We start from the raw sequence: 21,641 nt of genomic DNA, 5'->3' as shown, positions 1-21,641 counted from the left end.
ATGGCGAGGACCAAGGAGTTCGACCCCGACGCCGCGCTGCAGGCGGCCCTGGAGCTGTTCTGGCGGCGCGGCTACGAGGCGACGTCCATGTCCGACCTGGTCGAGCACCTGGGGATCGGGCGCGCCAGCCTGTACGCGACGTTCGGCAGCAAGCACGAGCTCTACCTCAAGGCGTTCGACCGCTACGGCGAGAACCGCGACGCCGTCCTGCTGAGGGAGCTGTCCCAGCCGGGACCCGCACTGCCGGCCGTACGGGCCGTCCTGCGCCGCTTCGCCGCGGAGGCGGCCGACGAGGAGCGGCTCAGCGGCTGCCTTGTCACGAACACGGCCGCCGAGCTCGCACCGCACGATCCGCAGGCGGCCCGCCGCGTCGAGCAGCGGTGGGACTACGCCGAGACCCTGCTGCACTCGGCGCTGGCCCGCGCACAGGCGCAGGGGGAGCTGTCCGGCGACCGCGATCCGCGCGCCCTCGCCCGCATGCTTCTGGTGCTGATGCAGGGGCTGCGGGTCGCCGGAAAGGCCTCGTCGGACCCGGCACGCGTGCGGGACGCGGCGGAGCAGGCCCTGTCCGTGCTCGACTGAGCCACTCGTGTGGTCGGGCCCGGGGCATGCCGTCATACTGAACCAGTTGTTCCAATAAAGGGGGAATCATGAGCACTCGCTTCTCCGGCCGCACCGCCCTCGTCACCGGCGCCGGCTCCGGCATCGGCCGGGCGATCGCGCAGGCGCTGGCGGCGGAGGGCGCACGGGTCGTCGTCGCCGGACGACGGCGCGAACCGCTGGAGGAGACGGTCCGGCTCATCGAAGAGCGGGGCGGGACCGCGCTCGCGGCGACCGCCGACGTCGCACGCCCGGGAGACGCCGAGGCACTGGTCCGGGTGGCGATGGACCACTACGGCTCGCTCGACGTGGCGGTCAACAACGCCGGCGTCTTCCGGGGCGGCGGGCCCCTGGCCGACCTTCCGGAGGCCGACTGGCACAGCCAGCTCGACATCAACGTCAGCGGCATGTTCCTGGCTCTGCGGGCGCAGATCCGCCGGATGCGGACCCAGCCGTCGGGCGGCGCGATCGTCAATGTCTCCTCCACCTTCGGACCGCACACCACCACCCCCGGGGCCGCCGCCTACTCCGCCTCCAAAGCCGCCGTGACCGCGCTCAGCCGCGGCGCCGCCCTGGACCACATCCGCGACGGGGTCCGCATCAACGTGGTCAGCCCGGGAGCCACCGACACCCCGATGTCACTGCGATCCGGCGAGACGGAGGCCGGGCGCACCGAGCGCGCGAGGGCCACGCTCCCGCTGGGCCGGATCTCGGCGACACAGGAGGTGGCCGCCGCCGTGCTCTATCTCGCCTGCGACGACGCCGCCTCCGTCGTCGGCACCGACCTCGTGGTGGACGGCGGCGGCTCGCTCTGACGCCTGCGGCCCGCCGCGAACGGACCGCGCACGGCGAGAGGGCGGCACCCCCCGCACAGGGGTGCCGCCCTCTCCCGGTGTCCGGTGCCGCCCTCGTGTCGGTTCGGTGAGGGTCGGGGTGACCGACGACGGCCCCGGAGGTCTGGCGCCGGCGTCAGCGGTGGTCGCTGCCCTCCGCCAGTGACGCCGCCCGGCCCGCCTCCAGGCGGGCCACCGGGATCCGGAACGGGGAGCAGGAGACGTAGTCGAGGCCGACCTCGTGGAAGAAGTGGACGGACTCGGGGTCGCCGCCGTGCTCGCCGCAGACACCGAGCTTGAGGTCGGGGCGGGTGGCACGGCCGGCCGTGGCGGCGGCCTTCACCAGGGAGCCGACGCCGTCCCTGTCGATCGTCTCGAACGGGCTGACGCCGAAGATGCCCTTCTCCAGATACGCCGTGAAGAAGCTCGCCTCCACGTCGTCCCGGCTGAAGCCCCACACCGTCTGGGTGAGGTCGTTCGTGCCGAAGGAGAAGAACTCGGCGGCCTCGGCGATCTGAGCCGCGGTCAGCGCGGCACGCGGCAGCTCGATCATGGTGCCGATGGCCAGCTTCAGCGTCGCGCCGGAGGCCGCCTCGACCTCGGCGATGACCCGGTCCGCCTCCTCGCGCACGATCTCCAGCTCCTGGACGGTGCCGACGAGCGGGATCATGACCTCCGCGCGCGGGTCGCCCTTGGCGGCCTTGCGTTCGGCGACCGCCTCCGCGATGGCCCGCACCTGCATCGTGAACAGCCCCGGGATGACGAGGCCGAGGCGCACCCCGCGCAGGCCCAGCATCGGGTTCTGCTCGTGCAGCCGGTGCACCGCCTGGAGCAGGCGCAGGTCGTTCTCGTGCGGCTCCTGGCGGGACTCCGCCAGCGCCACGCGCACCGACAGCTCGGTGATGTCGGGCAGGAACTCGTGCAGCGGCGGGTCCAGGAGCCGGACCGTCACCGGGAGGCCGTCCATCGCCTCGAAGAGCTCCACGAAGTCCTGCTTCTGCAGCGGAAGCAGCTCCTTCAGGGACTCCTCGCGCTCGGTCTCGGTGTCCGCCAGGATCAGGCGCTCGACCAGCTCGCGCCGGTCGCCGAGGAACATGTGCTCCGTGCGGCACAGGCCGATGCCCTGCGCCCCGAACCGCCGCGCGCGCAGCGCGTCCTCGGCGTTGTCCGCGTTGGCGCGTACGCGCAGACGCCGCTTGCGGTCGGCGAACGCCATGATCCGGTGCACGGCCTCGACCAGTTCGTCGGCGTCGTCGGCACCCGCGTGCATCCGGCCCTCGAAGTACTCCACGACCGGCGAGGGCACCACCGGGACCTCACCGAGGTACACCTTGCCGCTCGATCCGTCGATCGAGATGAGGTCGCCCTCCTCGACGACGTGCCCGCCGGGCACGGTCATCCGCCGGCGCTTGGTGTCGACCTCCAGCTCCTCGGCGCCGCACACACAGGTCTTGCCCATGCCGCGGGCCACGACGGCCGCGTGCGAGGTCTTGCCGCCGCGCGAGGTCAGGATGCCCTCGGCCGCGATCATGCCGTCCAGGTCGTCGGGGTTGGTCTCGCGGCGCACCAGGATGACCTTCTCGCCCGAGCGGGACCACTTCACCGCGGTGTAGGAGTCGAAGACCGCCTTGCCGACCGCCGCGCCCGGCGAGGCAGCGATGCCCCGGCCTACCTGCTCGACCTTCGCGTGCTCGTCGAAGCGCGGGAACATCAGCTGCGCGAGCTGAGCGCCCGTCACCCGCTGTAGCGCCTCCGCCTCGTCGATCAGGCCCTGGTCCACCAGCTGCGTCGCGATGCGGAAGGCCGCGCCCGCGGTGCGCTTGCCGACGCGGGTCTGCAGCATCCACAGCCGGCCGCGCTCGATGGTGAACTCGATGTCGCACAGGTCCTTGTAGTGGTTCTCCAGCGTCTCCATGATCTGCATCAGCTGGTCGTACGACTTCTTGTCGATCTGCTCCAGATCGGCGAGGACCACGGTGTTGCGGATGCCCGCGACGACGTCCTCGCCCTGCGCGTTCTGCAGGTAGTCGCCGTACACGCCCTGATGCCCGGAGGCGGGGTCGCGGGTGAAGGCCACGCCGGTACCCGAGTCGGGGCCCAGGTTGCCGAAGACCATCGAGCAGACGTTGACGGCCGTGCCCAGGTCGTGCGGGATGCGCTCCTGGCGCCGGTAGAGCTTCGCCCGGTCGCCGTTCCACGAGTCGAAGACCGCCTTGATGGCCAGGTCCATCTGCTCGCGCGGGTCCTGCGGGAAGTCGCGCCCGGCCTCGGTCTTGACGATCTTCTTGAACTTGGTGACCAGCTTCTTGAGGTCCGCGGCCTCCAACTCCGTGTCGACCGAGACCTTCTTGGCCTGCTTGGCCGCCTCGAGCGCGTCCTCGAAGAGATCACCCTCGACACCGAGAACGGTCTTGCCGAACATCTGGATGAGACGGCGGTAGGAGTCCCAGGCGAAGCGCTCGTCGCCGGCCTGCTTCGCCAGACCCTGCACCGACTTGTCGGAGAGACCGATGTTCAGGACCGTGTCCATCATGCCGGGCATGGAGAACTTCGCACCGGAACGCACCGAGACCAGCAAGGGGTCGTCGGCCTGACCGAGCTTCTTCCCCATCCGCTTCTCGAGCGCCTCGAGGTGCGCACTCACCTCGTCACGCAGTGCCGCGGGCTCCTCACCGCTGTCCAGGTAGACCTTGCAGGCCTCCGTGGTGATGGTGAAGCCCGGAGGGACGGGCAGACCCAGGTTGGTCATCTCGGCGAGGTTGGCACCCTTGCCGCCGAGGAGGTCCTTGAGGTCCTTGTTGCCTTCGGTGAAGTCGTAAACGAACTTCACGCCCTCGCCGCCGTTTTCAGCTACGTGGGGATCTTTGTTTTCCGACACGGTCTCGACTCCTCGAGGACGCGGTGGCTGCCCTGACGGCGAGGAACATACCCAGATCAAAGGCGTCTGGGTACGTCCACTTGTGCGTCATGCCGCTGTAACCACTCGTCCGCCACCGGATCGAAAGTCAAAGCTTGGCAACCGCCCATCGGGTGAGGTTTTCACTTCTTGAACGCATCACCGCCCAGCAGCCCGGATTTATTGCTCAGATGAGCAACTGGCCACACGTCTGATTTCGATCGATGAACGATCGGCGGGTGGCACTCAGTGCCACTCCTTGGAGAAGTGCAGCCGAACATGATCCGCTCATCTGAGCGGAGCCCCTATCAAGGGTGGCGAGAATCACGCTATACGGAGCGGTCCGGTTTCACCATGTGGACGGGGATCCGGGCGGAAACACGGCTTTCACGTCTCGGGCGCCGGCAGCCCTCACACACCGAGCGCGAGCAGCCGCTCCTCCACCCGGTCCGGGGCGTAGAGATGCTCGACGACCAGGGCACCCGCCCCCACCAGGCCCGCCCGTTCCCCGAGCCGCGAGGTCACCACGTCCAGATGCGCGGTGGAGCGGGGCAGTGCCCGCTGGTACAGCAGTTCCCGCAGGCCCGTCAGGAAGGGGGTTCCGGCCAAATCGCCGGCGATCATCAGCACTCCCGGGTTGAGCAGCGTCACCACGGTCGCCAGGACGTCCCCGACGCGTCTCCCCGCCTCCCGGGCGAGCGCGGCCGCCTCCGGGTGCCCGGCGGTCAGCAGGTCCCGTACGTCCGATCCGGAAGCGGCCGGAACCCCCGCCTCCGCGAGCCGTCGCGCCACGGCTCCGCCGCTCGCCACCGCGGCCAGGCAGCCGTAGGAGCCGCAGCGGCACAACGCCTCCGCGCCCGCGGGGACGCGGATGTGCCCGATGTCCCCGGCGCCGCCGTCGATGCCGCGGTAGATGCGCCCGTCGACGACCACACCGGCGCCGATACCGGTGGAGACCTTGACCAGCACGAAGGCCGAGCAGTCCGGATGTCCGGTGCGCTGTTCGCCGTAGGCCATCAGATTGGCATCGTTGTCGACCAGGACGGGCACCTCGGCGCCGGAGCGCGCATGCTCGGCGAAGGCCCGGCCCAGGCGTCCCCGTATGTCGAAGCCGTCCCAGCCCGGCATGATCGGTGGCTGGACGACCCGGCCGGTGTCGCTGTCCACCGGTCCGGGAACGGCGAGCCCGATCCCGCAGACCTCCTGCACCCCGTGTCCCGCCTTCGGGAGCAGCTCGGCGAACCAGCGGCCCAGCTCCCCGAGGACGGCGTCCGGGCCGTCCTCGACGACCAGGCTTCCGGAGTGCTCCGCGAGGATCTCGCCGGTCAGGGAGAGCACCGCCGCACGGCCGTGCCGGGTGTCGAGATCGGCGGCCAGCACCACCGCGTGGGCGTCGTCGAACTCCAGGGTGATCGAGGGGCGGCCGCCCAGCGGGGAGTCGACCGGTCCGCCGGCACCCTCGCGCAGCCAGCCGGCGCGGAAGAGCCGGTCGAGCCGCTGGCCGACCGTGGCCCGGGAAAGCCCCGTGGCCTGCTGCAGGGCACCCCGTGTCGTCGCGCGGCCGCTGCGCACCAGCTCGAGCAGATCTCCCGCGCTGGCCTGACCGCCCGCCTTCCCGGCCCTCGCGCTCATGCGCACCCCCTTGCGTTCGTCAACCTTGCATTACATGCTGGGTTTTGCGTGTCAAATAGACGTAACTCTACGGTAGCTGGGGCCGAACCACTCGGCCGGACGTCGTTCGGGGGGACCTGAGTGGACCGCACGACCCGACCCACCGCCCGCAGCACGGGACGTACAGGTGCCGTGGGCGCCTCCGGCCCGCCGACGGCGCCCGGCCCATGGGAGGACATCGGTCCCGGCCCCGGCGCATACGGTCCGTCCGGGCCCATCGGGCCATTGCACACCGGGACGTCCACCGTGCCGTATCCGCACCGGCCTTTCCGGGACCCGGCGCTCATCGTGACCGGGCCGTGCCGTCCGTCGTCGTCGCCGCCGAGGCGGAACGAGCCGGAGAAACCGCTCGGCTTCCGGGCGCCGCGACGGGCGGATCGTGTGCATCGTCCCCACTCCCTCCGAGCCGCTCGACGCCTGGTTGCCGGGCCCGTGCTTCCGGTGTTCCTCGACCGACGGGCGCACGGCGGGCACTCCGCGCACCGTACAGACCTCGGGCGTCGCGCGGCCACGGTGCACGCGCCGGCAGCGCGGCCGGCGCACCGGTCCGAGCCCAGGCTGCCCCGGACGCGCGGCCTTCCGCCCCGGCTCCACCAGGTCCCGGCCTCCCGGCACGAGGGGCCGCCGCGCCGTCGCGACCGGGGCGGCAGGGGGGCTCGCCCCGGTGATCCGGACCCGGGAGCGGCGGCCTTCCGGGGCGGGGGCCGGTGGCGGGCCGGGCCGGCGTCCGTGCCCTCCGAGGGCATCGACACGTTCGACAGGAGTGACAAGGAAGGGGACCGGGCATGACGGACCGGCATCATCTGCTCGTGCGAGGCGGGACGTTCGCCGCCGTGGGCGACAGCGGGGACATCAACGGGGTGCGGGGCGTCGGTTCCCCGGCAGGGTTGTTCGTACGTGACGCGCGGCATCTGAGCCGATGGCAGCTCACCGTCGACGGAGCCGTGCCGGAGACGCTCGCACCGATCGCCGACGGGGACACCGCCCGCTGCGTCCTGGTGCCGCGCGGCGGCCGCGCGGAGCCGCCCGCGCACACCCTCTTCCGTGAACAGGCCGTCGTCGAAGCGGCGTTCGTGGAGTCACTGCGTGTCACCAGCAACCGCCCGGTGCCGACCACGGTGCGCGTCGCGGTGACCGCGGACGCCGACTTCACCGACCAGTTCGAACTGCGCTCCGACCACCGTACGTACGCCAAGTCCGGTGCCGTGCGCTCCCGTCAGGTCCTCGAGGACGGCGTGGAGTTCGGCTACCGGCGCGGCGAGTGGTGGTCCCGCACGACCGTGACGTCGGACCCTCCGCCGGACGCCGTGGAGGAGACCGGCACGGGTGCGCGCCGCCTCTGCTGGACGCTGGACCTGGAGCCGCACGGCTCGACCCACCTCGCGTTACGGGTCGCGGCACGGCCGCACGGAGCGACAGCGGCACCCGTGATCCCGGCGTCCCCGGCCGCCGCAGGCGGCCAGTTGCTCGCCCTGGAGGGCGAGTTCATTCAGGACGTGGCCCTCCCCACCGGCCGGCCCGAGCTGGCGGCCGCCTGCGCGCGGGGACTGTCCGACCTCGCCGCGCTCCAGGTCCCGGCGACGGGTCCGGACGGGGAGGAACTGAACGTGCCCGCCGCCGGGGCGCCCTGGTTCCTCACGCTCCTCGGCCGCGACGCACTCCTCACCTCGCTCTTCGCCCTGCCCTACCGCCCCGGGTCGGCCGCGGCCACGCTGTCCGCGCTCGCCGCCACCCAGGCGACCGCGGTGGACACACGGTCGGTGGCCCAGCCGGGGAAGATCGTGCACGAGGTGCGGCACGGGGAGCTGGCGCACTTCGGGCAGGTGCCCTACGGGCGGTACTACGGTTCCGTCGACGCCACCCCACTGTTCCTCGTACTGCTCGGGGCGTATGTCGAGCAGACCGGTGACGTGACGACCGCCCGCCGCCTGGAGCCCCATGCCCGCGCGGCGATCGGCTGGATGCTGGACCACGGCGGACTCACCTCGCGCGGCTATCTCCTCTACCGTGCCGATCGGGGTGGCCTCGCCAACCAGAACTGGAAGGACTCCCCCGGCGCCATCTGCTGCGCCGACGGCAGCCGTCCGGTCGGCCCGGTGATGGCGGCGGGCGCCCAGGGTTACGCGTACGACGCGCTGCGCCGCACCGCGCATCTGGCGCGCACGGTGTGGGACGACGAGGTGTACGCGGCGCTCCTCGAGCAGACGGCCGGAGATCTGCGCGACCGCTTCCAGCGGGACTTCTGGATGGACGCGCACGCCTTCCCGGCGCTGGCCCTGGACGGTGCCGGCCGTCAGGTCGACGCCCTCGCGTCGGACGCGGGCCATCTGCTGTGGTCGGGTCTGCTGGACAAGGAGTACGGAGAGCTGGTGGGCCGGCGCCTGCTGGAACCCGACTTCTACTCCGGTTGGGGCGTGCGCACCCTGGCCGCCGGTCAGGCCGCGTACCACCCGATGTCGTACCACCGCGGTTCGGTCTGGCCGCACGACAACGCGCTGATCGCGCTGGGGCTCGCCCGCTACGGGCTGCACGACGAGGCCCGCACGGTCGCGCACGGGCTGGTCGACGCCGCCATGGCGACGGGGCACCGGCTCCCGGAGGTGCTCGCCGGGTACGGTCGCGACACCCATCCGGAGCCGGTGCCCTACCCCCACGCGTGCGTCCGCGAATCCCGCTCGGCGGCGACACCGCTGGCCCTGCTCACCGCGGTCGGCGGCGCCTGACCCGGCACCGAGTCGTGTTGACCTGGGATTTGCCGAGTGTTTGCCGGGCACTGGGGCGCCCCGTTTGAACACATCCGTGCGACCGCCCGTACGGGATGACGGCGGGTCCGGCCTCCCCAGCGTGGCCCGCCCCTCCACCACGGGCTTCGCACGGAAGGACCCTCGGGTTGCCTCTCAACACGCGCTCACCACAGAAGACGGACCAGGCTGGGGCAGCCACGGACGGGGCACTGCCAAAGGAGGCGGAACGGTCCGAGACGGCGGCGGAGCCGTCCCGGGGTTCGGACGCCGGGTCCGAACCGGCCACCGAGTCCGCCGCGCCCGCACCGGGATCCTCGGCGGAACCCGAGCCCGAGTCCGAGCCCGACGCCGCGTCGGTGGCAGAAACGGAGGACGAGGCCACCACCGCACAGGCACCCGAACCGGAGAGCGGCGGCGACTCCGCGACCGGTCGGGCGGCGAAGGCCGGGAGGGAGACCGGCACCGAGGCCAGCACTGCCCAGGCTGAAGCCGCCGGCGCCGACACCCCCGCCGCCGGCGAGTCGGATGCCGCCGCTGCGGACGCCGGCGCGCCCGCCTCCGCCGGCGAGTCGGATGCCATCACCGCGGACCCCGACACACCCCTCGCCGATACCGAACCAGGTGCCGCCGCCGTGGACGCCGATGCGCCCGCCTCGGGCAGCGTGGACGGCCGGACCGCCGCCGAGGGCGACTCCGACGCCGCTGCGGACGGCGGAACCGACGCCGGCCGGCCGCCCGGCGCCCGTCCCCGGCTGCGGCGGCTGCGCGACTGGCGGGCCGACCACCCCGTGGCCGCCCGCGTCATCGGCGTCACGGTCACCGTGCTCGCCGGTGCGCTCGTCGTCGCCTCGCTCCTCCTGCCCAACAAGCCGGACTTCCGGCCCACGGTGTTCCTGAGGATCCCGGTGGAGGCGCTGATCGGTGCCGTCGTGCTGACCGCGCTGCCACGGCGGCCGCGGCTGGTCCTGGCCTGGCTCGGCGGGATCGTGCTCGGTGCACTGACCCTGCTCAGCCTGCTCGACATCGGCTTCTACCAGTACCTCGGACGAGGCTTCAACGTCATCCTCGACTGGTCGCTGTTCGCGGACGCCTACGCCTATCTCAAGGACACCCTGGGCGGTACGGGCGCCCTGGGGGCACTGGCGGCGGTCATCGTGCTGGCCCTGTTCATACCGGCCGTCTCGGCGCTGTCCGTCGTCCGGGTCAGCAATGTGATGGCCCGGCACCGCGCCGCCACCACCCGTACCGTGCTCGTACTCAGCATGGTGTGGATGACCTTCACGGCCCTCGGCCTCCAGGTCAGCGGCATGCAACTGGCCTCGGACCACATCGTCACGCTGCTCCAGGCACGCGCCAAGAACGTTCGCACCACGCTTCACGACGAGCGGGAGTTCACCAGGACAGCGCAGGCCGACGCGTTCGGCAACACCCCCGCCTCCCAGCTCGTGCCCGATCTGCGCGGCAAGGACATGATCTTCACGTTCATCGAGAGCTACGGCCGCAGTGCCGTCGAGGACCCGATCATGGCCCCCGGGGTCGACAAGACACTCGACGCCAGCACGAAGGCCCTGGACCGGGCAGGCTTCCATGCCAAGAGCGGCTGGCTGACGTCGGCTACCTACGGCGGCAGCAGCTGGCTCGGGCACTCCACGTTCATGTCGGGCCTGTGGGTCGACAACCAGCAGCGCTATCGCACGGTCACCTCGAGCGACCACCTCACCCTCACCGAGGCGTTCAAGAAGACCGGCGCCTGGGACACGGTCGGCATCATGCCCGGCGTGCAGAAGGGCTGGCCGGAGGCGAAGTGGTACGGCCTCGACAAGGTCCGCAACGCCTTCCAGCTCGGCTACCAGGGCCCGAAGTTCAGCTGGTCGACCATGCCGGACCAGTTCACGCTGGAGCAGTTCCAGAAACTGGAGCACAGCAAGAAGCGCGACAAGCCCCTGGCCTCGTTCGTCATCCTGACGTCGAGCCACCAGCCCTGGGCGCCGATCCCCAAGATGGTGGACTGGGACCGGCTGGGCAACGGCTCGATCTTCGACGCCATCGAGAAGGCGGGCACCAAGCCGGCGGACGTCATCGCGAACTCCACCCGGTCGAAGGAGGGGTACGGCGAGTCGGTCCAGTACTCGGTGACCGCGCTGACCCAGTGGCTCGAGCGCTACGGCAACGACAACACCGTGCTCGTCTTCCTCGGCGACCACCAGCCGATCTCCCGGGTCAGCGGGAACAACGCCAGCCGGGACGTGCCCTGTTCGATCGTCGCCAAGGACCCGAAGGTGCTCGACAAGATCGCCGACTGGGGCTGGACGGACGGCCTGCGGCCGGCCCACGACGCCCCGGTGTGGAAGATGAGTTCGTTCCGGGACCGCTTCCTGACGGCGTACGGCTCGACACCGCACCCGTCGGGGCACTGACCCCGCCGGGGCTCAGCCCCCGGAGGTGTCCAGCTCCGCGTCCTCGCCGACCCCCGCGCAGTCCCACGGGTCCTTCAGCCAGCCGTCCGGCAGCACCACGCGGTTGTTGCCGGACGTGCGGCCCCGGGGCCCGTCGGCACCCACCGGCCAGGCCTGGTCGAGGTCGAGCTCGTCCAGGCCGGCCCGCAGCTCCGCGAGCGAGGACGTGATCGCGAGCCGCTTGCGCATCTCCGAGCCGACCGCGAAACCCTTCAGGTACCAGGCCACGTGCTTGCGGAAGTCGATGACCCCGCGCGACTCGTCGCCGATCCACTCGCCGAGCAGGGTGGCGTGCCGGACCATGACGTCGGCGACCTCGCGGAGCACCGGCCGCGCGATGTCACCGGTCCGCCCCTCGAAGGCGGCCACCAGATCCGCGAACAGCCAGGGCCGCCCGAGGCACCCGCGGCCCACCACGACTCCGTCGCAGCCCGTCTCACGCACCATCCGCAGCGCGTCCTCGGCCGACCAGATGTCGCCGTTCCCGAGCACCGGGATCTCCGGCACGTGCTCCTTGAGCCGTGCGATGGCGTCCCAGTCCGCGGTGCCGCCGTAGTGCTGGGCGGCCGTGCGACCGTGCAGCGCGATGGCCGTCACGCCCTCCTCGACGGCGATCCGCCCGGCGTCCAGGTATGTGATGTGGTCGTCGTCGATGCCCTTGCGCATCTTCATCGTGACCGGCAGGTCACCCGCGCCGCTCACGGCCTCACGCAGGATCGCCCGCAGCAGGTTGCGCTTGTAGGGCAGCGCGGAGCCACCGCCCTTGCGGGTCACCTTCGGCACCGGGCAGCCGAAGTTGAGGTCGATGTGGTCGGCCAGGCCCTCTTCCGCGATCATGCGGACGGCCTTGCCGACGGTCGCCGGGTCCACGCCGTACAGCTGGATGGAGCGCGGCCGCTCGGTGGCGTCGAACCTGATCAGCTGCATGGTCTTGTCGTTGCGCTCCACCAGCGCCCGAGTCGTGATCATCTCACTCACGAACAGGCCCTTGCCGCCGCTGAACTCCCGGCACAGCGTGCGGAACGGCGCGTTCGTGATCCCGGCCATGGGGGCGAGCACGATCGGGACCCGCACGTCGTGCGGGCCGATCCGCAGTGCCGGATCCGTCGTGGTCGGGTTGGTCGTGAGCGTGGGCATTCCCCCATTGTCACGTACGCCGGCGGGTACCCGGCACCTGTGATCGTGTAGAGGTCATTAGTTAACCGCACTATCGACATCGGCGTACGATGGGTCCCATGCCCGAGCTCAGCCACCGACGACGTCTTCTGGTGCTCGCGATCTGCTGCATGAGCCTGCTGATCGTGAGCCTCGACAACACCGTTCTGAACGTCGCGCTCCCCTCCATGCAGAAGGAACTGCACGCAAGCGTGTCCGGCCTGCAGTGGACGATCGACGCCTACACCCTGGTCCTCGCCTCGCTGCTGATGCTCTCGGGCTCGACGGCCGACCGTATCGGCCGCCGCAGGGTCTTCCAGGCGGGCCTCGTGATCTTCACGATCGGCTCACTGCTCTGCTCGCTCGCCCCGAACCTGGACTCGCTGATCGTCTTCCGCATGGTGCAGGCCGTCGGCGGCTCGATGCTCAACCCGGTCGCGATGTCGATCATCACCAACACCTTCACCGACCCCCGCGAGCGCGCCCGCGCGATCGGCGTCTGGGGCGCAGTCGTCGGCATATCCATGGCCGCCGGCCCGATCGTCGGCGGCCTGCTGGTCGACTCGGTCGGCTGGCGTTCGATCTTCTGGCTCAACCTGCCCGTGGGGCTCGCCGCGCTGCTGCTGACCGTTCTGTTCGTGCCCGAGTCGCGCGCACCGAAGGCCCGCCGCCCGGACCCGGTGGGCCAGCTCCTGGTGATCGCCCTGCTGGGCTCACTGACCTACGCCATCATCGAGGCGCCGAGCTCGTCGGCCGCCGGCGTGCTGGCCTTCGGCGCGGTGGCGCTGATCGCGCTGCTCGCCCTGCTGTGGTACGAGCCCCGACGTGACGAACCCCTGATCGACCTGCGCTTCTTCCGTTCGGCGCCGTTCAGCGGGGCGACGGTCGTCGCGGTCAGCGCCTTCGCGGCACTCAGCGGTTTCCTGTTCCTGTCCACGCTGTACCTGCAGAACGTACGCGGTCTTGACGCGCTGCACGCGGGCCTGTGGATGCTGCCGATGGCCGTCATGTGCTTCGTGTGCGCCCCGCTCTCCGGACGTCTGGTCGGCAGCCGCGGCCCGCGCTTCTCCCTCGTGACGGCCGGGATCGCGATGACGGCGAGCGGTCTGCTGTTCGCGGCCTTCGAGGCGGAGACGTCCGACGTCACGCTGGTGATCGGCTACGTCCTCTTCGGCCTGGGCTTCGGCTTCGTGAACGCGCCCATCACCAACACGGCCGTCTCCGGCATGCCCCGCACCCAGGCGGGTGTGGCCGCCGCCGTCGCCTCCACCAGCCGCCAGATCGGCGGCACCCTCGGCGTCGCTGTGATCGGCTCGGTCCTGGCCTCGGGCGTGCACACGGGCCCCTACCGGGAGGTCTTCGTCTCCGCCGCACGCCCCGGCTGGTGGATCCTCACGGCCTGCGGGCTCGCGGTCCTGCTGCTGGGCACCCTGACGACGGGTCGCTGGGCCCGCGGGACGGCGGAGCGCGCGGCGGACCGGCTCCAGGCCTCGGAGATCCGGGACGCGGCGGGGGTCGGCGCGTAGGGCGTCAGGCCGCCGCGCGCTCCCGCCCGAGGGCGATGGTCCGGAGCTGCTCGAGCCTCCTGCGCGACTCCTCGTCGGCCGGCGCGTACGTCACCATCCGCGCCCCGTTGTGCGGGCCGAGCCACAGATCCGTGTGGTCCAGGTTCAGATGGCCCACATGGGCGTTGAGGAACTGCTTGCGCTTGGTCAGGGACCGCACCACCTCGTGCCGCTCCCATGCCTCGCGGAACTCGGCGGACTCGGTCATCAGCCGCTTGAGCAGGATCTTCCATGCGGGCTCGCCCAAGTGTTCGGCCATATTGGCGCGGAACTTGGCGGCCATCAGGCGCATGGCCCCCTCCAGGTCGACGGTCGCCGCCTGCCAGTCCGGGTTGGTGTAGCAGAGCACCATGCAGTTGCGGTCCATCGGAGGGACGGCGTCCAGGTCGCACATCAGCAGACCGTAGGTGCGGTTGTAGGCGAGGATGTCGTACCGGCTGTTGGTGATGCAGGCCGGCAGCGGCTCCAGCTGGTCGAGCACGATGCGCTGGGCGTCCGTGACGGACGAGCAGTGCGAGCCGGGGGCGGGGTCGACGGCCCCGGCCAGGTTGAACAGATGGGCCCGCTCGCTGGCGTCGAGCAGGAGGGTGCGCGCGAGGGCGTCGAGGACCTGGACGGAGACCTGGATGTCCCGGGCCTGCTCCAGCCAGGTGTACCAGGTGACACCGACCGCGGAGAGGTGCGCGACCTCCTCCCGCCGCAGCCCGGGGGTACGGCGGCGCCTGCCGCGGGGCAGCCCGAGCTGTTCGGGGGCGATGTGCTCGCGCCGGTGCCGCAGGAAGGCGGCCAGTTCGTGCCGCCGCACCTCGGATGCGGGTGTCTCGTGAAGCCTGCGGTCCCCGGTCTCCCGGCTTGTCGCCGTCTCCTGCACCATGGTCGCCATGTCCTCAGCCTGCCGTGCCCCCGACCCTGTTGCCAGGTAGTGCTTGTACCAGGATAAGGACACTCTGGTACCACGCTGAGGGTCGACGGAGGCTCGACGGCGTGACCGAATCACTGTCTTCGACACTGACCTCCCGTACCGTCCGCTCGCCGGTGACGGCACCGGGGCTGAGCGGGCTCGGACTGTTCACGGTGCTGCTGGCGGCGGCACTGCCCCTCATCGACTTCTTCATCGTCAACGTAGCCCTCCCGACGATGGGCAGGGACCTGCACGCGAGCGAGGCCGTCCTTGAGCTCGTCGTCGCCGGGTACGGGCTCTCGTACGCCGTGCTGCTCGTTCTCGGCGGACGGCTGGGCGACCTCTTCGGGCGCCGCGAGTTCTTCCTGGGCGGCATGGCGGCCTTCGGCGTGACCTCGCTGGCGTGCGGACTGGCACCCGACGCGTGGACGCTGGTCGCGGCGCGTGTCGCGCAGGGCGCGGCGGCCGCGGCGATGCTCCCCCAGGTGCTCGCCACGATCCAGGCGGCGACCAGCGGCCCGCGCCGGGCCAAGGCGATGGGCCTGTACGGAGCGACGGCCGGACTCTCCATGGTGGCCGGGCAGATCCTCGGCGGTGTGCTGGTGGCCGCGGACATCGCGGGCACCGGCTGGCGCTCGGTCTTCCTCGTGAACGTCCCGGTCGTCGTCGTCGGCCTGTTCCTGGCCGCACGAACCGTCCCTGAGACCCGTTCCCAGCACCCCGAGCCGGTCGACGGACCCGGCACCGTGCTGCTCGCCGTGGCACTGGTCACCCTCCTCGCCCCGCTCACCGAGGGCCGCGCGGCCGGCTGGCCGCTGTGGACCTGGCTCGCGCTCGCCGCCTTCCCGTTCGCGGCCTGGGCGTTCTACGCGGTGGAGCGCCGCGCTGACCGGCACGGCCGTACGCCGCTGGTGCCGCCCAGCCTGTTCGCGCTGATGTCGCTGCGCCGCGGGCTGGTGATGATCGTGCCGTTCTCGATCGGCTTCAGCGGATTCATGTTCGTGATCGCGGTGGCGCTCCAGCAGGGTGCCGGGCTCGGTCCGGTCTCGGCGGGTCTGGCACTGACACCGATGGCGGTGGCGTTCTTCGTGGTGTCGCTGTGCGGACCGCGGCTGGTGGCCCGCTTCGGCACCCGGGTGGTCAGCGCCGGCGGTGTGGTCCAGGCGGTCGGCGTGACCCTGATGGTGCTCGCGGCCTGGCGTGCCTGGCCACATCTGGGCGTGCTGGAACTGCTGCCGGGCGCGGCGGTGGCCGGTGCGGGGCAGGCGCTCCAGCTCCCGGTCGTGCTGCGGCTCATCCTGTCGGAGGTGCCGCCGGCCCGCGCGGGCGTCGGCGGCGGCGTCATGATCACCACCCAGCAGTCGGCGTTGGCGCTGGGCGTCGCGACGCTCGGCTCCCTGTTCCTGGCCCTGGTGCCGGGCCTGGGTATGCGGGACGCGCTGGTGATCACGCTCCTGGTCCAGCTGGCCGGGATCGCCCTCACGATCGCCCTGAGTCTGCGCCTGCCGCGGACGATCGGCTGACGCGTCGCGTCAAGTCGTCGTTCAAGAACCCCTATTGATCTTCCAGTTGCTGCACACTCCTTGCTGCGCAAGCGGACAGGTACTTCCTGGAGGCGTCATGCTGCAGATCAACTCGAGCAAGGTCAGCCGCTGGGACCAGCACGGGCGGGAACACGTCGTGCGGGTACAGCGGACCGGGGCGCAGCGCACGATCAGGTGCGACACGTGCGGCTGGCGCAAGAGCGCGCAGTTCCTGCCGTGGCTGAAGGCGGAGGAACACCTCGCCGAGGCGCACCAGGCGACGGTGGATCCCGCGGACGACTAGCCGGCCCGGTCGTTCGCGGGAGACGGTTTCCGGCTCCGGGCCCCGGGTGCGAGCCGGCGGCGATAGAACTGGTCGCATGGCAGCTCTGGACTGGAAACTGGTCGTCGACACGCGCAACGCCACCGCCCTCGCGGACTTCTGGGCGATGGCGCTGGGCTACGAGGTGGAGGACAACAGCGCTCTGATCTCCCGTCTGCTGGCCGCCGGCCGGCTGCCGGAGGAGGCGGTCGCCGAGCACAACGGCGTCCGCGTCTTCCGGGGCTTCGCGGCGATCCGGCACCCCCTGGATCCGTACGACGAGGAGACGGGCATCGGCCGGGGCCGGCGCGTCCTGTTCCAGGACGTCCCCGAGTCCAAGACCGTGAAGAACCGTCTGCACATCGACGTGCGCTCCGGCCCGGACGGCCCGGAGGCAACGGCCGCGCGTCTGGAGTCCCTGGGCGCGACCCGGGTCGAGGAGGTCGACAAGGGCCCGGCCGGCCGCTGGACGGTGATGCGGGACCCCGAGGGCAACGAGTTCTGCGTGGCCTAGCCGGCGGGGTGGTCGGCAGCCCGAAGCCCCCTCAGCAGGAGGTCGACCACCGCGTCGAACTCGGCCCGCACCTGGGGCCGCAGCCACCGGCTCGCATACGCGGGATCGTGGAAACGGCCCGTCGCCTGGAAGACGGCACGGGCCGCGAGCGCGGGGTCGGTCGCCGTGAACGCGCCCCGGGCCACGCCGTTGCGGACGATCTCGGTGAGCTGGGCGGTGAGTTCCGCGATGTGCTGATCGACCACGCCGCTGTTCTCGTCGGCGAGAACGCTGAACGTGGCGAACAGCTCGGGGTCGTCACCGGCCTTGCGGCGCTTGGCGTCGAACAGGGCCTCCAGCCACTCCCGCAGCAGCGTCTCCGGCGCGCGGTCCTGGCCGACGATCGCGGAGAGCCTGAGCGCCGTACGGTCCAGCCACCTCTTGGTGACCGCCTCCCGCAGCACCGCCTTGGTACGGAAGTGGCGGTACACGCTGCCATGGCTGACACCGAGCGCACGGGCCACGTCCACCACGGTGGCCTTGGCGGGGCCATGGCGGCGCAGCACCTCCTCGGTCGCTTCGAGGATGCGCTCGGCGGTCAGGGTCTCGGTGGTCGGTGCCATGTTCCAGACCGTACCCGGGGCCGGTGTCAGCGCTCGCTGTCGAGGTGGTTCATCTGGGCCGCGGGGTAGCGGTCACCGGCCGCAGCGTCCGCGGGCACGGCCGCCTCGATCGCCGCCAGATCGGCCTCCTCCAGGGTCACGGCGGTCGCGCCGAGCGCCTCCGACAGCCGCTCGCGGGTGCGGGCGCCGATCAGCGGCACGATGTCCTCGCCGCGCGAGAGGACCCAGGCGATCGCGAGCTGCGCGACGCTCACGCCCTTCTGGCCGGCGATCTTCCGCAGCGCCTCCACCAGACCGAGGTTGTGGTCGAGGTTCTCGCCCTGGAACCGGGGCGAGAAGGAGCGGAAGTCGTTGGAGGCGAGCTGCCGGTCCCGGGTGTAGTGGCCGGAGATCAGGCCCCGGGACAGCACGCCGTATGCCGTGACGCCGATCCCCAGTTCGCGCGTGGTGGGCAGGATGCGCTCCTCGATGCCGCGCGAGATGAGCGAGTACTCGATCTGCAGATCGGAGATCGGGGCGGCGGCCGCGGCCCGGCGGACGGTGTCGGCGCCGACCTCGCTGAGCCCGATGTGGCGGACGTACCCCTTCTCCACCAGCTCGGCGATCGCACCGACCGTCTCCTCGATCGGCACGGCCGGGTCGAGGCGCGCGATCCGGTAGATGTCGATGTGGTCGACGCCGAGGCGCTGGAGCGAGTACGAGGCGAAGTTCTTCACGGCGACGGGACGGCCGTCGTAGCCGAGCCAGCTGCCGCCGGGGTCCCGCAGGGCACCGAACTTCACGCTGACCAGCGCCTGTTCGCGGCGGGCCGCGGGGGCGGTGCGCAGAGCCTCGCCGACCAGCATCTCGTTGTGGCCCATGGCGTAGAAGTCACCGGTGTCGAGCAGGGTCACGCCCGCTTCGAGGGCGGCATGGACGGTGGCGACGGACTCGGCCCGGTCGGCCTCGCCGTACATCGCGGACATGCCCATGGCGCCGAGGCCGAGAGCGGAGACCCGGGGGCCGGTGGTGCCGAGGGTGCGGGTGTGCATGGGGAACTCCTTGGTATCCGTTTCAGGACGTCTGACTCCAGCCTCGCATGACAGATGACAGATTTCAATATCTGTCATCTGTCATGCCGTCATTCGCCACACGTACACCTGTCGGCCGATCTGGTCCAGACCTATTGACGAGAGGTCTGGACCACGAGCACTGTCATGCCTACGACACCTCACACCCCCCACCGGGAGGCCTCGCATGATCCGCCACAGGCTGCGCCTGCTCGCCGCCGCGCTCACCGCGGCCGTTCTCGTGCCACTGTCGATCGCCACCGCCCCCGCCGCATCCGCGGCCGACACCTGCGCCGTGAAGTCGCGCCCGTCCGGCAAGGTCCTCCAGGGCTACTGGGAGAACTGGGACGGCGCGGCCAACGGCGTCCACCCGCCCTTCGGCTGGACCCCGATCACCGACTCGCGCATCGGCACCCATGGCTACAACGTGATCAACGCGGCCTTCCCGGTCATCCGCTCCGACGGCACCGCGCTGTGGGAGGACGGCATGGACGCGGGGGTGAAGGTGGCCACGCCGGCGGAGATGTGCGCGGCGAAGGCGGCGGGCCGGACGATCCTGCTGTCGATCGGCGGCGCGGCGGCGGGCATCGACCTCAGCTCCACGGCGGTCGCCGACCGGTTCGTCGCGACGATCGTGCCGATCCTGAAGAAGTACAACTTCGACGGCATCGACATCGACATCGAGACGGGCCTGGTCGGCAGCGGGGACATCGGCCGGCTCTCCACGTCCCAGGCCAACCTGATCCGCATCATCGACGGAGTGCTGGCGCAGATGCCGTCGAACTTCGGTCTGACGATGGCCCCGGAGACGGCCTACGTCACCGGAGGCAGCATCACCTACGGCTCGATCTGGGGCGCCTATCTGCCGATCGTCAAGAAGTACGCGGACAACGGCCGCCTGTGGTGGCTGAACATGCAGTACTACAACGGCAGCATGTACGGCTGCTCGGGCGACTCCTACGCGGCGGGCACCGTCGCGGGCTTCACCGCGCAGACGGACTGCCTGAACAAGGGACTGGTCGTACAGGGCACCACGGTGAAGGTCCCGTACGACAAGCAGGTACCGGGCCTGCCCGCCCAGTCGGGTGCGGGCGGCGGCTACATGTCACCGGCACTGGTCTCCCAGGCCTGGCGCCACTACGGCACCTCGCTCAAGGGCCTGATGACCTGGTCGATCAACTGGGACGGCTCGAAGAACTGGACCTTCGGCGACAACGTGAAGTCCCTGCAGGGCCGCTGACGGCCGGCCCGCGCTGCGAACGCCGCGCGGGGCCCGGAGCGGGCCCCTTACCGGGACCCCGCCGAAAACGCCGGGCGGGCCGGATCGATACGGCCCGCCCGGCGTTCGGGTGTTCAGGAGTTCAGGCGGCGTCTAGCAGCCGATGAGGCGGCTCGCGAGGTAGCCCTCGATCTGGTCGAGGGACACGCGCTCCTGCTTCATCGAGTCACGCTCGCGCACGGTCACCGCGTTGTCCTCGAGCGTGTCGAAGTCGACCGTCACGCAGTACGGCGTGCCGATCTCGTCCTGACGGCGGTACCGGCGGCCGATGGCGCCCGCGTCGTCGAACTCGATGTTCCAGTGCCCGCGCAGCGCCTGCGCCAGGCCCTTGGCCTTCGGGGACAGCTCCGCGTTGCGGGACAGCGGGAGCACCGCGACCTTCACCGGGGCCAGGCGGTGGTCCAGGCGCAGCACCGTGCGCTTCTCCATCTTGCCCTTGGCGTTCGGCGCCTCGTCCTCGACGTAGGCGTCCAGCAGGAACGCCAGCATCGCGCGGCCGACACCGGCCGCGGGCTCGATGACGAACGGCGTCCAGCGCTCGCCCGCCTCCTGGTCGAAGTAGGAGAGGTCCTGACCGGAGGCCTTGGAGTGGGCGCCCAGGTCGTAGTCGGTGCGGTTGGCGACACCCTCGAGCTCGCCCCACTCGGAGCCGCCGAACTGGAAGCGGTACTCGATGTCGGCCGTGCGCTTGGAGTAGTGGGAGAGCTTCTCCTGCGGGTGCTCGTACCAGCGCATGTTCTCCTCGCGCAGGCCGAGACCCGTGTACCAGTTCCAGCGCTCCTGCATCCAGTACTCCTGCCACTTCTCGTCCTCGCCCGGCTTGACGAAGAACTCCATCTCCATCTGCTCGAACTCGCGGGTGCGGAAGATGAAGTTGCCCGGCGTGATCTCGTTGCGGAAGGACTTGCCCATCTGCGCGATGCCGAACGGCGGCTTGCGGCGCGAGGTCTGCTGGACCTGGGCGAAGTTGGTGAAGATGCCCTGGGCGGTCTCGGGGCGCAGGTACGCGATCGAGCCGCTGTCCTGCGTCGGACCGAGGTGGGTGGAGAGCAGACCCGAGAACTGCTTGGGCTCGGTGAACATGCCCTTGTTGCCGCAGTTCGGGCAGTTGATGTCCGCGAGACCGTTCTCCGGCAGGCGGCCGTGCTTGGCCTCGTACGCCTCTTCCAGGTGGTCGGCGCGGAAACGCTTGTGACAGGAGGTGCACTCGGTGAGCGGGTCGGTGAAGGTGGCGACGTGTCCGGAGGCCACCCAGACCTCGGTCGCCAGGATCACCGACGAGTCGATACCGACGACGTCCTCGCGCGACGTCACCATGTAGCGCCACCACTGGCGCTTGATGTTCTCCTTGAGCTCGACACCCAGCGGTCCGTAGTCCCAGGCGGCGCGCTGGCCGCCGTAGATCTCGCTGCAGGGGAATACGAAGCCACGGCGCTTGCTCAGGCTGACGATGGTGTCGATCTTGTCGGCGGCCACGGTGCTCTCTTCATTACGACGACGGGCGACGAAGCGACTGCTTCAGAGCATTGCT

General features: G+C 70.9%; 16 protein-coding genes. 9 read left to right on the top strand and 7 right to left on the bottom strand.

Going from position 1 to position 21,641, the window contains the following annotated elements:
- Positions 1-582, top strand: coding sequence for a TetR/AcrR family transcriptional regulator (locus tag RCR19_RS25125; RefSeq protein WP_331267175.1), 582 nt, complete (start codon positions 1-3; stop codon positions 580-582).
- A gap of 68 nt (positions 583-650) precedes the next feature.
- Positions 651-1,415 (top strand): glucose 1-dehydrogenase, encoded by a 765-nt coding sequence (locus RCR19_RS25120; RefSeq protein WP_331267174.1) that lies wholly within the window; start codon positions 651-653, stop codon positions 1,413-1,415.
- Positions 1,416-1,569: 154 nt separating this feature from the next.
- Here the strand turns inward: RCR19_RS25120 and ppdK are convergent, their stop codons facing one another.
- Both ppdK and RCR19_RS25110 read right to left on the bottom strand, forming a co-directional pair.
- Positions 1,570-4,311, bottom strand: coding sequence for a pyruvate, phosphate dikinase (gene ppdK, locus RCR19_RS25115; protein WP_331267173.1), 2,742 nt, complete (start codon positions 4,309-4,311; stop codon positions 1,570-1,572).
- 429 nt (positions 4,312-4,740) lie between these two features.
- Positions 4,741-5,961 carry an ROK family protein gene (locus RCR19_RS25110; RefSeq protein WP_331267172.1) on the bottom strand — a complete coding sequence of 407 codons (1,221 nt, stop codon included), beginning with the start codon at positions 5,959-5,961 and terminating at the stop codon, positions 4,741-4,743.
- A gap of 824 nt (positions 5,962-6,785) precedes the next feature.
- On the opposite strand from RCR19_RS25110, the gene RCR19_RS25105 reads away from it, so the two are divergent.
- The gene (locus RCR19_RS25105; RefSeq protein WP_331267171.1) at positions 6,786-8,723 is read left to right on the top strand and encodes a glycogen debranching N-terminal domain-containing protein; all 1,938 of its coding nucleotides are present in this window, start codon (positions 6,786-6,788) and stop codon (positions 8,721-8,723) included.
- Positions 8,724-9,496: 773 nt separating this feature from the next.
- A complete protein-coding gene (locus RCR19_RS25100) occupies positions 9,497-11,161 on the top strand; it encodes a hypothetical protein (protein WP_331269549.1) in 1,665 nt (554 codons plus the stop codon).
- A gap of 12 nt (positions 11,162-11,173) precedes the next feature.
- Here RCR19_RS25100 and dusB read toward each other — a convergent pair whose 3' ends face one another.
- Positions 11,174-12,337 (bottom strand): tRNA dihydrouridine synthase DusB, encoded by a 1,164-nt coding sequence (dusB, locus tag RCR19_RS25095; RefSeq protein WP_331267170.1) that lies wholly within the window; start codon positions 12,335-12,337, stop codon positions 11,174-11,176.
- A gap of 98 nt (positions 12,338-12,435) precedes the next feature.
- Here dusB and RCR19_RS25090 point away from each other — a divergent pair, with 98 nt between their 5' ends.
- A complete protein-coding gene (locus RCR19_RS25090) occupies positions 12,436-13,881 on the top strand; it encodes an MFS transporter (RefSeq protein ID WP_331267169.1) in 1,446 nt (481 codons plus the stop codon).
- Positions 13,882-13,885: 4 nt separating this feature from the next.
- Here the strand turns inward: RCR19_RS25090 and RCR19_RS25085 are convergent, their stop codons facing one another.
- Positions 13,886-14,803, bottom strand: a complete 918-nt coding sequence (locus RCR19_RS25085; RefSeq protein ID WP_331267168.1) for a helix-turn-helix transcriptional regulator — start codon at positions 14,801-14,803, stop codon at positions 13,886-13,888.
- Between the two features lie 113 nt (positions 14,804-14,916).
- On the opposite strand from RCR19_RS25085, the gene RCR19_RS25080 reads away from it, so the two are divergent.
- The 3 genes from RCR19_RS25080 (at position 14,917) to RCR19_RS25070 (ending at position 17,180) form a co-directional block, all read left to right on the top strand.
- On the top strand, positions 14,917-16,344 hold the full coding sequence (locus RCR19_RS25080) for an MFS transporter (RefSeq protein ID WP_331269548.1): 1,428 nt from the start codon (positions 14,917-14,919) through the stop codon (positions 16,342-16,344).
- Between the two features lie 97 nt (positions 16,345-16,441).
- Entirely contained in the window at positions 16,442-16,648 is a 207-nt protein-coding gene (locus tag RCR19_RS25075) for a hypothetical protein (protein ID WP_331267167.1), read from the top strand.
- 76 nt (positions 16,649-16,724) lie between these two features.
- Positions 16,725-17,180 (top strand): VOC family protein, encoded by a 456-nt coding sequence (locus RCR19_RS25070; protein WP_331267166.1) that lies wholly within the window; start codon positions 16,725-16,727, stop codon positions 17,178-17,180.
- Here the strand turns inward: RCR19_RS25070 and RCR19_RS25065 are convergent.
- Positions 17,177-17,782 carry a TetR family transcriptional regulator gene (locus tag RCR19_RS25065; protein WP_331267165.1) on the bottom strand — a complete coding sequence of 202 codons (606 nt, stop codon included), beginning with the start codon at positions 17,780-17,782 and terminating at the stop codon, positions 17,177-17,179. The two genes, RCR19_RS25070 and RCR19_RS25065, sit on opposite strands and share 4 nt — an antisense overlap.
- Before the next feature lie 26 nt (positions 17,783-17,808).
- A complete protein-coding gene (locus tag RCR19_RS25060) occupies positions 17,809-18,813 on the bottom strand; it encodes an aldo/keto reductase (protein WP_331267164.1) in 1,005 nt (334 codons plus the stop codon).
- A 205-nt stretch (positions 18,814-19,018) separates the two neighbouring features.
- On the opposite strand from RCR19_RS25060, the gene RCR19_RS25055 reads away from it, so the two are divergent.
- Positions 19,019-20,071, top strand: coding sequence for a chitinase (locus RCR19_RS25055; protein ID WP_059131483.1), 1,053 nt, complete (start codon positions 19,019-19,021; stop codon positions 20,069-20,071).
- 132 nt (positions 20,072-20,203) lie between these two features.
- On the opposite strand, the gene RCR19_RS25050 is transcribed toward RCR19_RS25055, so the two are convergent.
- On the bottom strand, positions 20,204-21,586 hold the full coding sequence (locus RCR19_RS25050) for a glycine--tRNA ligase (RefSeq protein WP_331267163.1): 1,383 nt from the start codon (positions 21,584-21,586) through the stop codon (positions 20,204-20,206).
- Positions 21,587-21,641: the final 55 nt, after the last annotated feature.

It is taken from the genome of Streptomyces sp. WAC07094 (genome assembly GCF_036320405.1).
GTDB lineage: Bacteria > Actinomycetota > Actinomycetes > Streptomycetales > Streptomycetaceae > Streptomyces > Streptomyces lannensis.
Note: the sequence above shows the minus strand (reverse complement) of the source record. Positions and strands in the feature narration are given on the sequence as shown.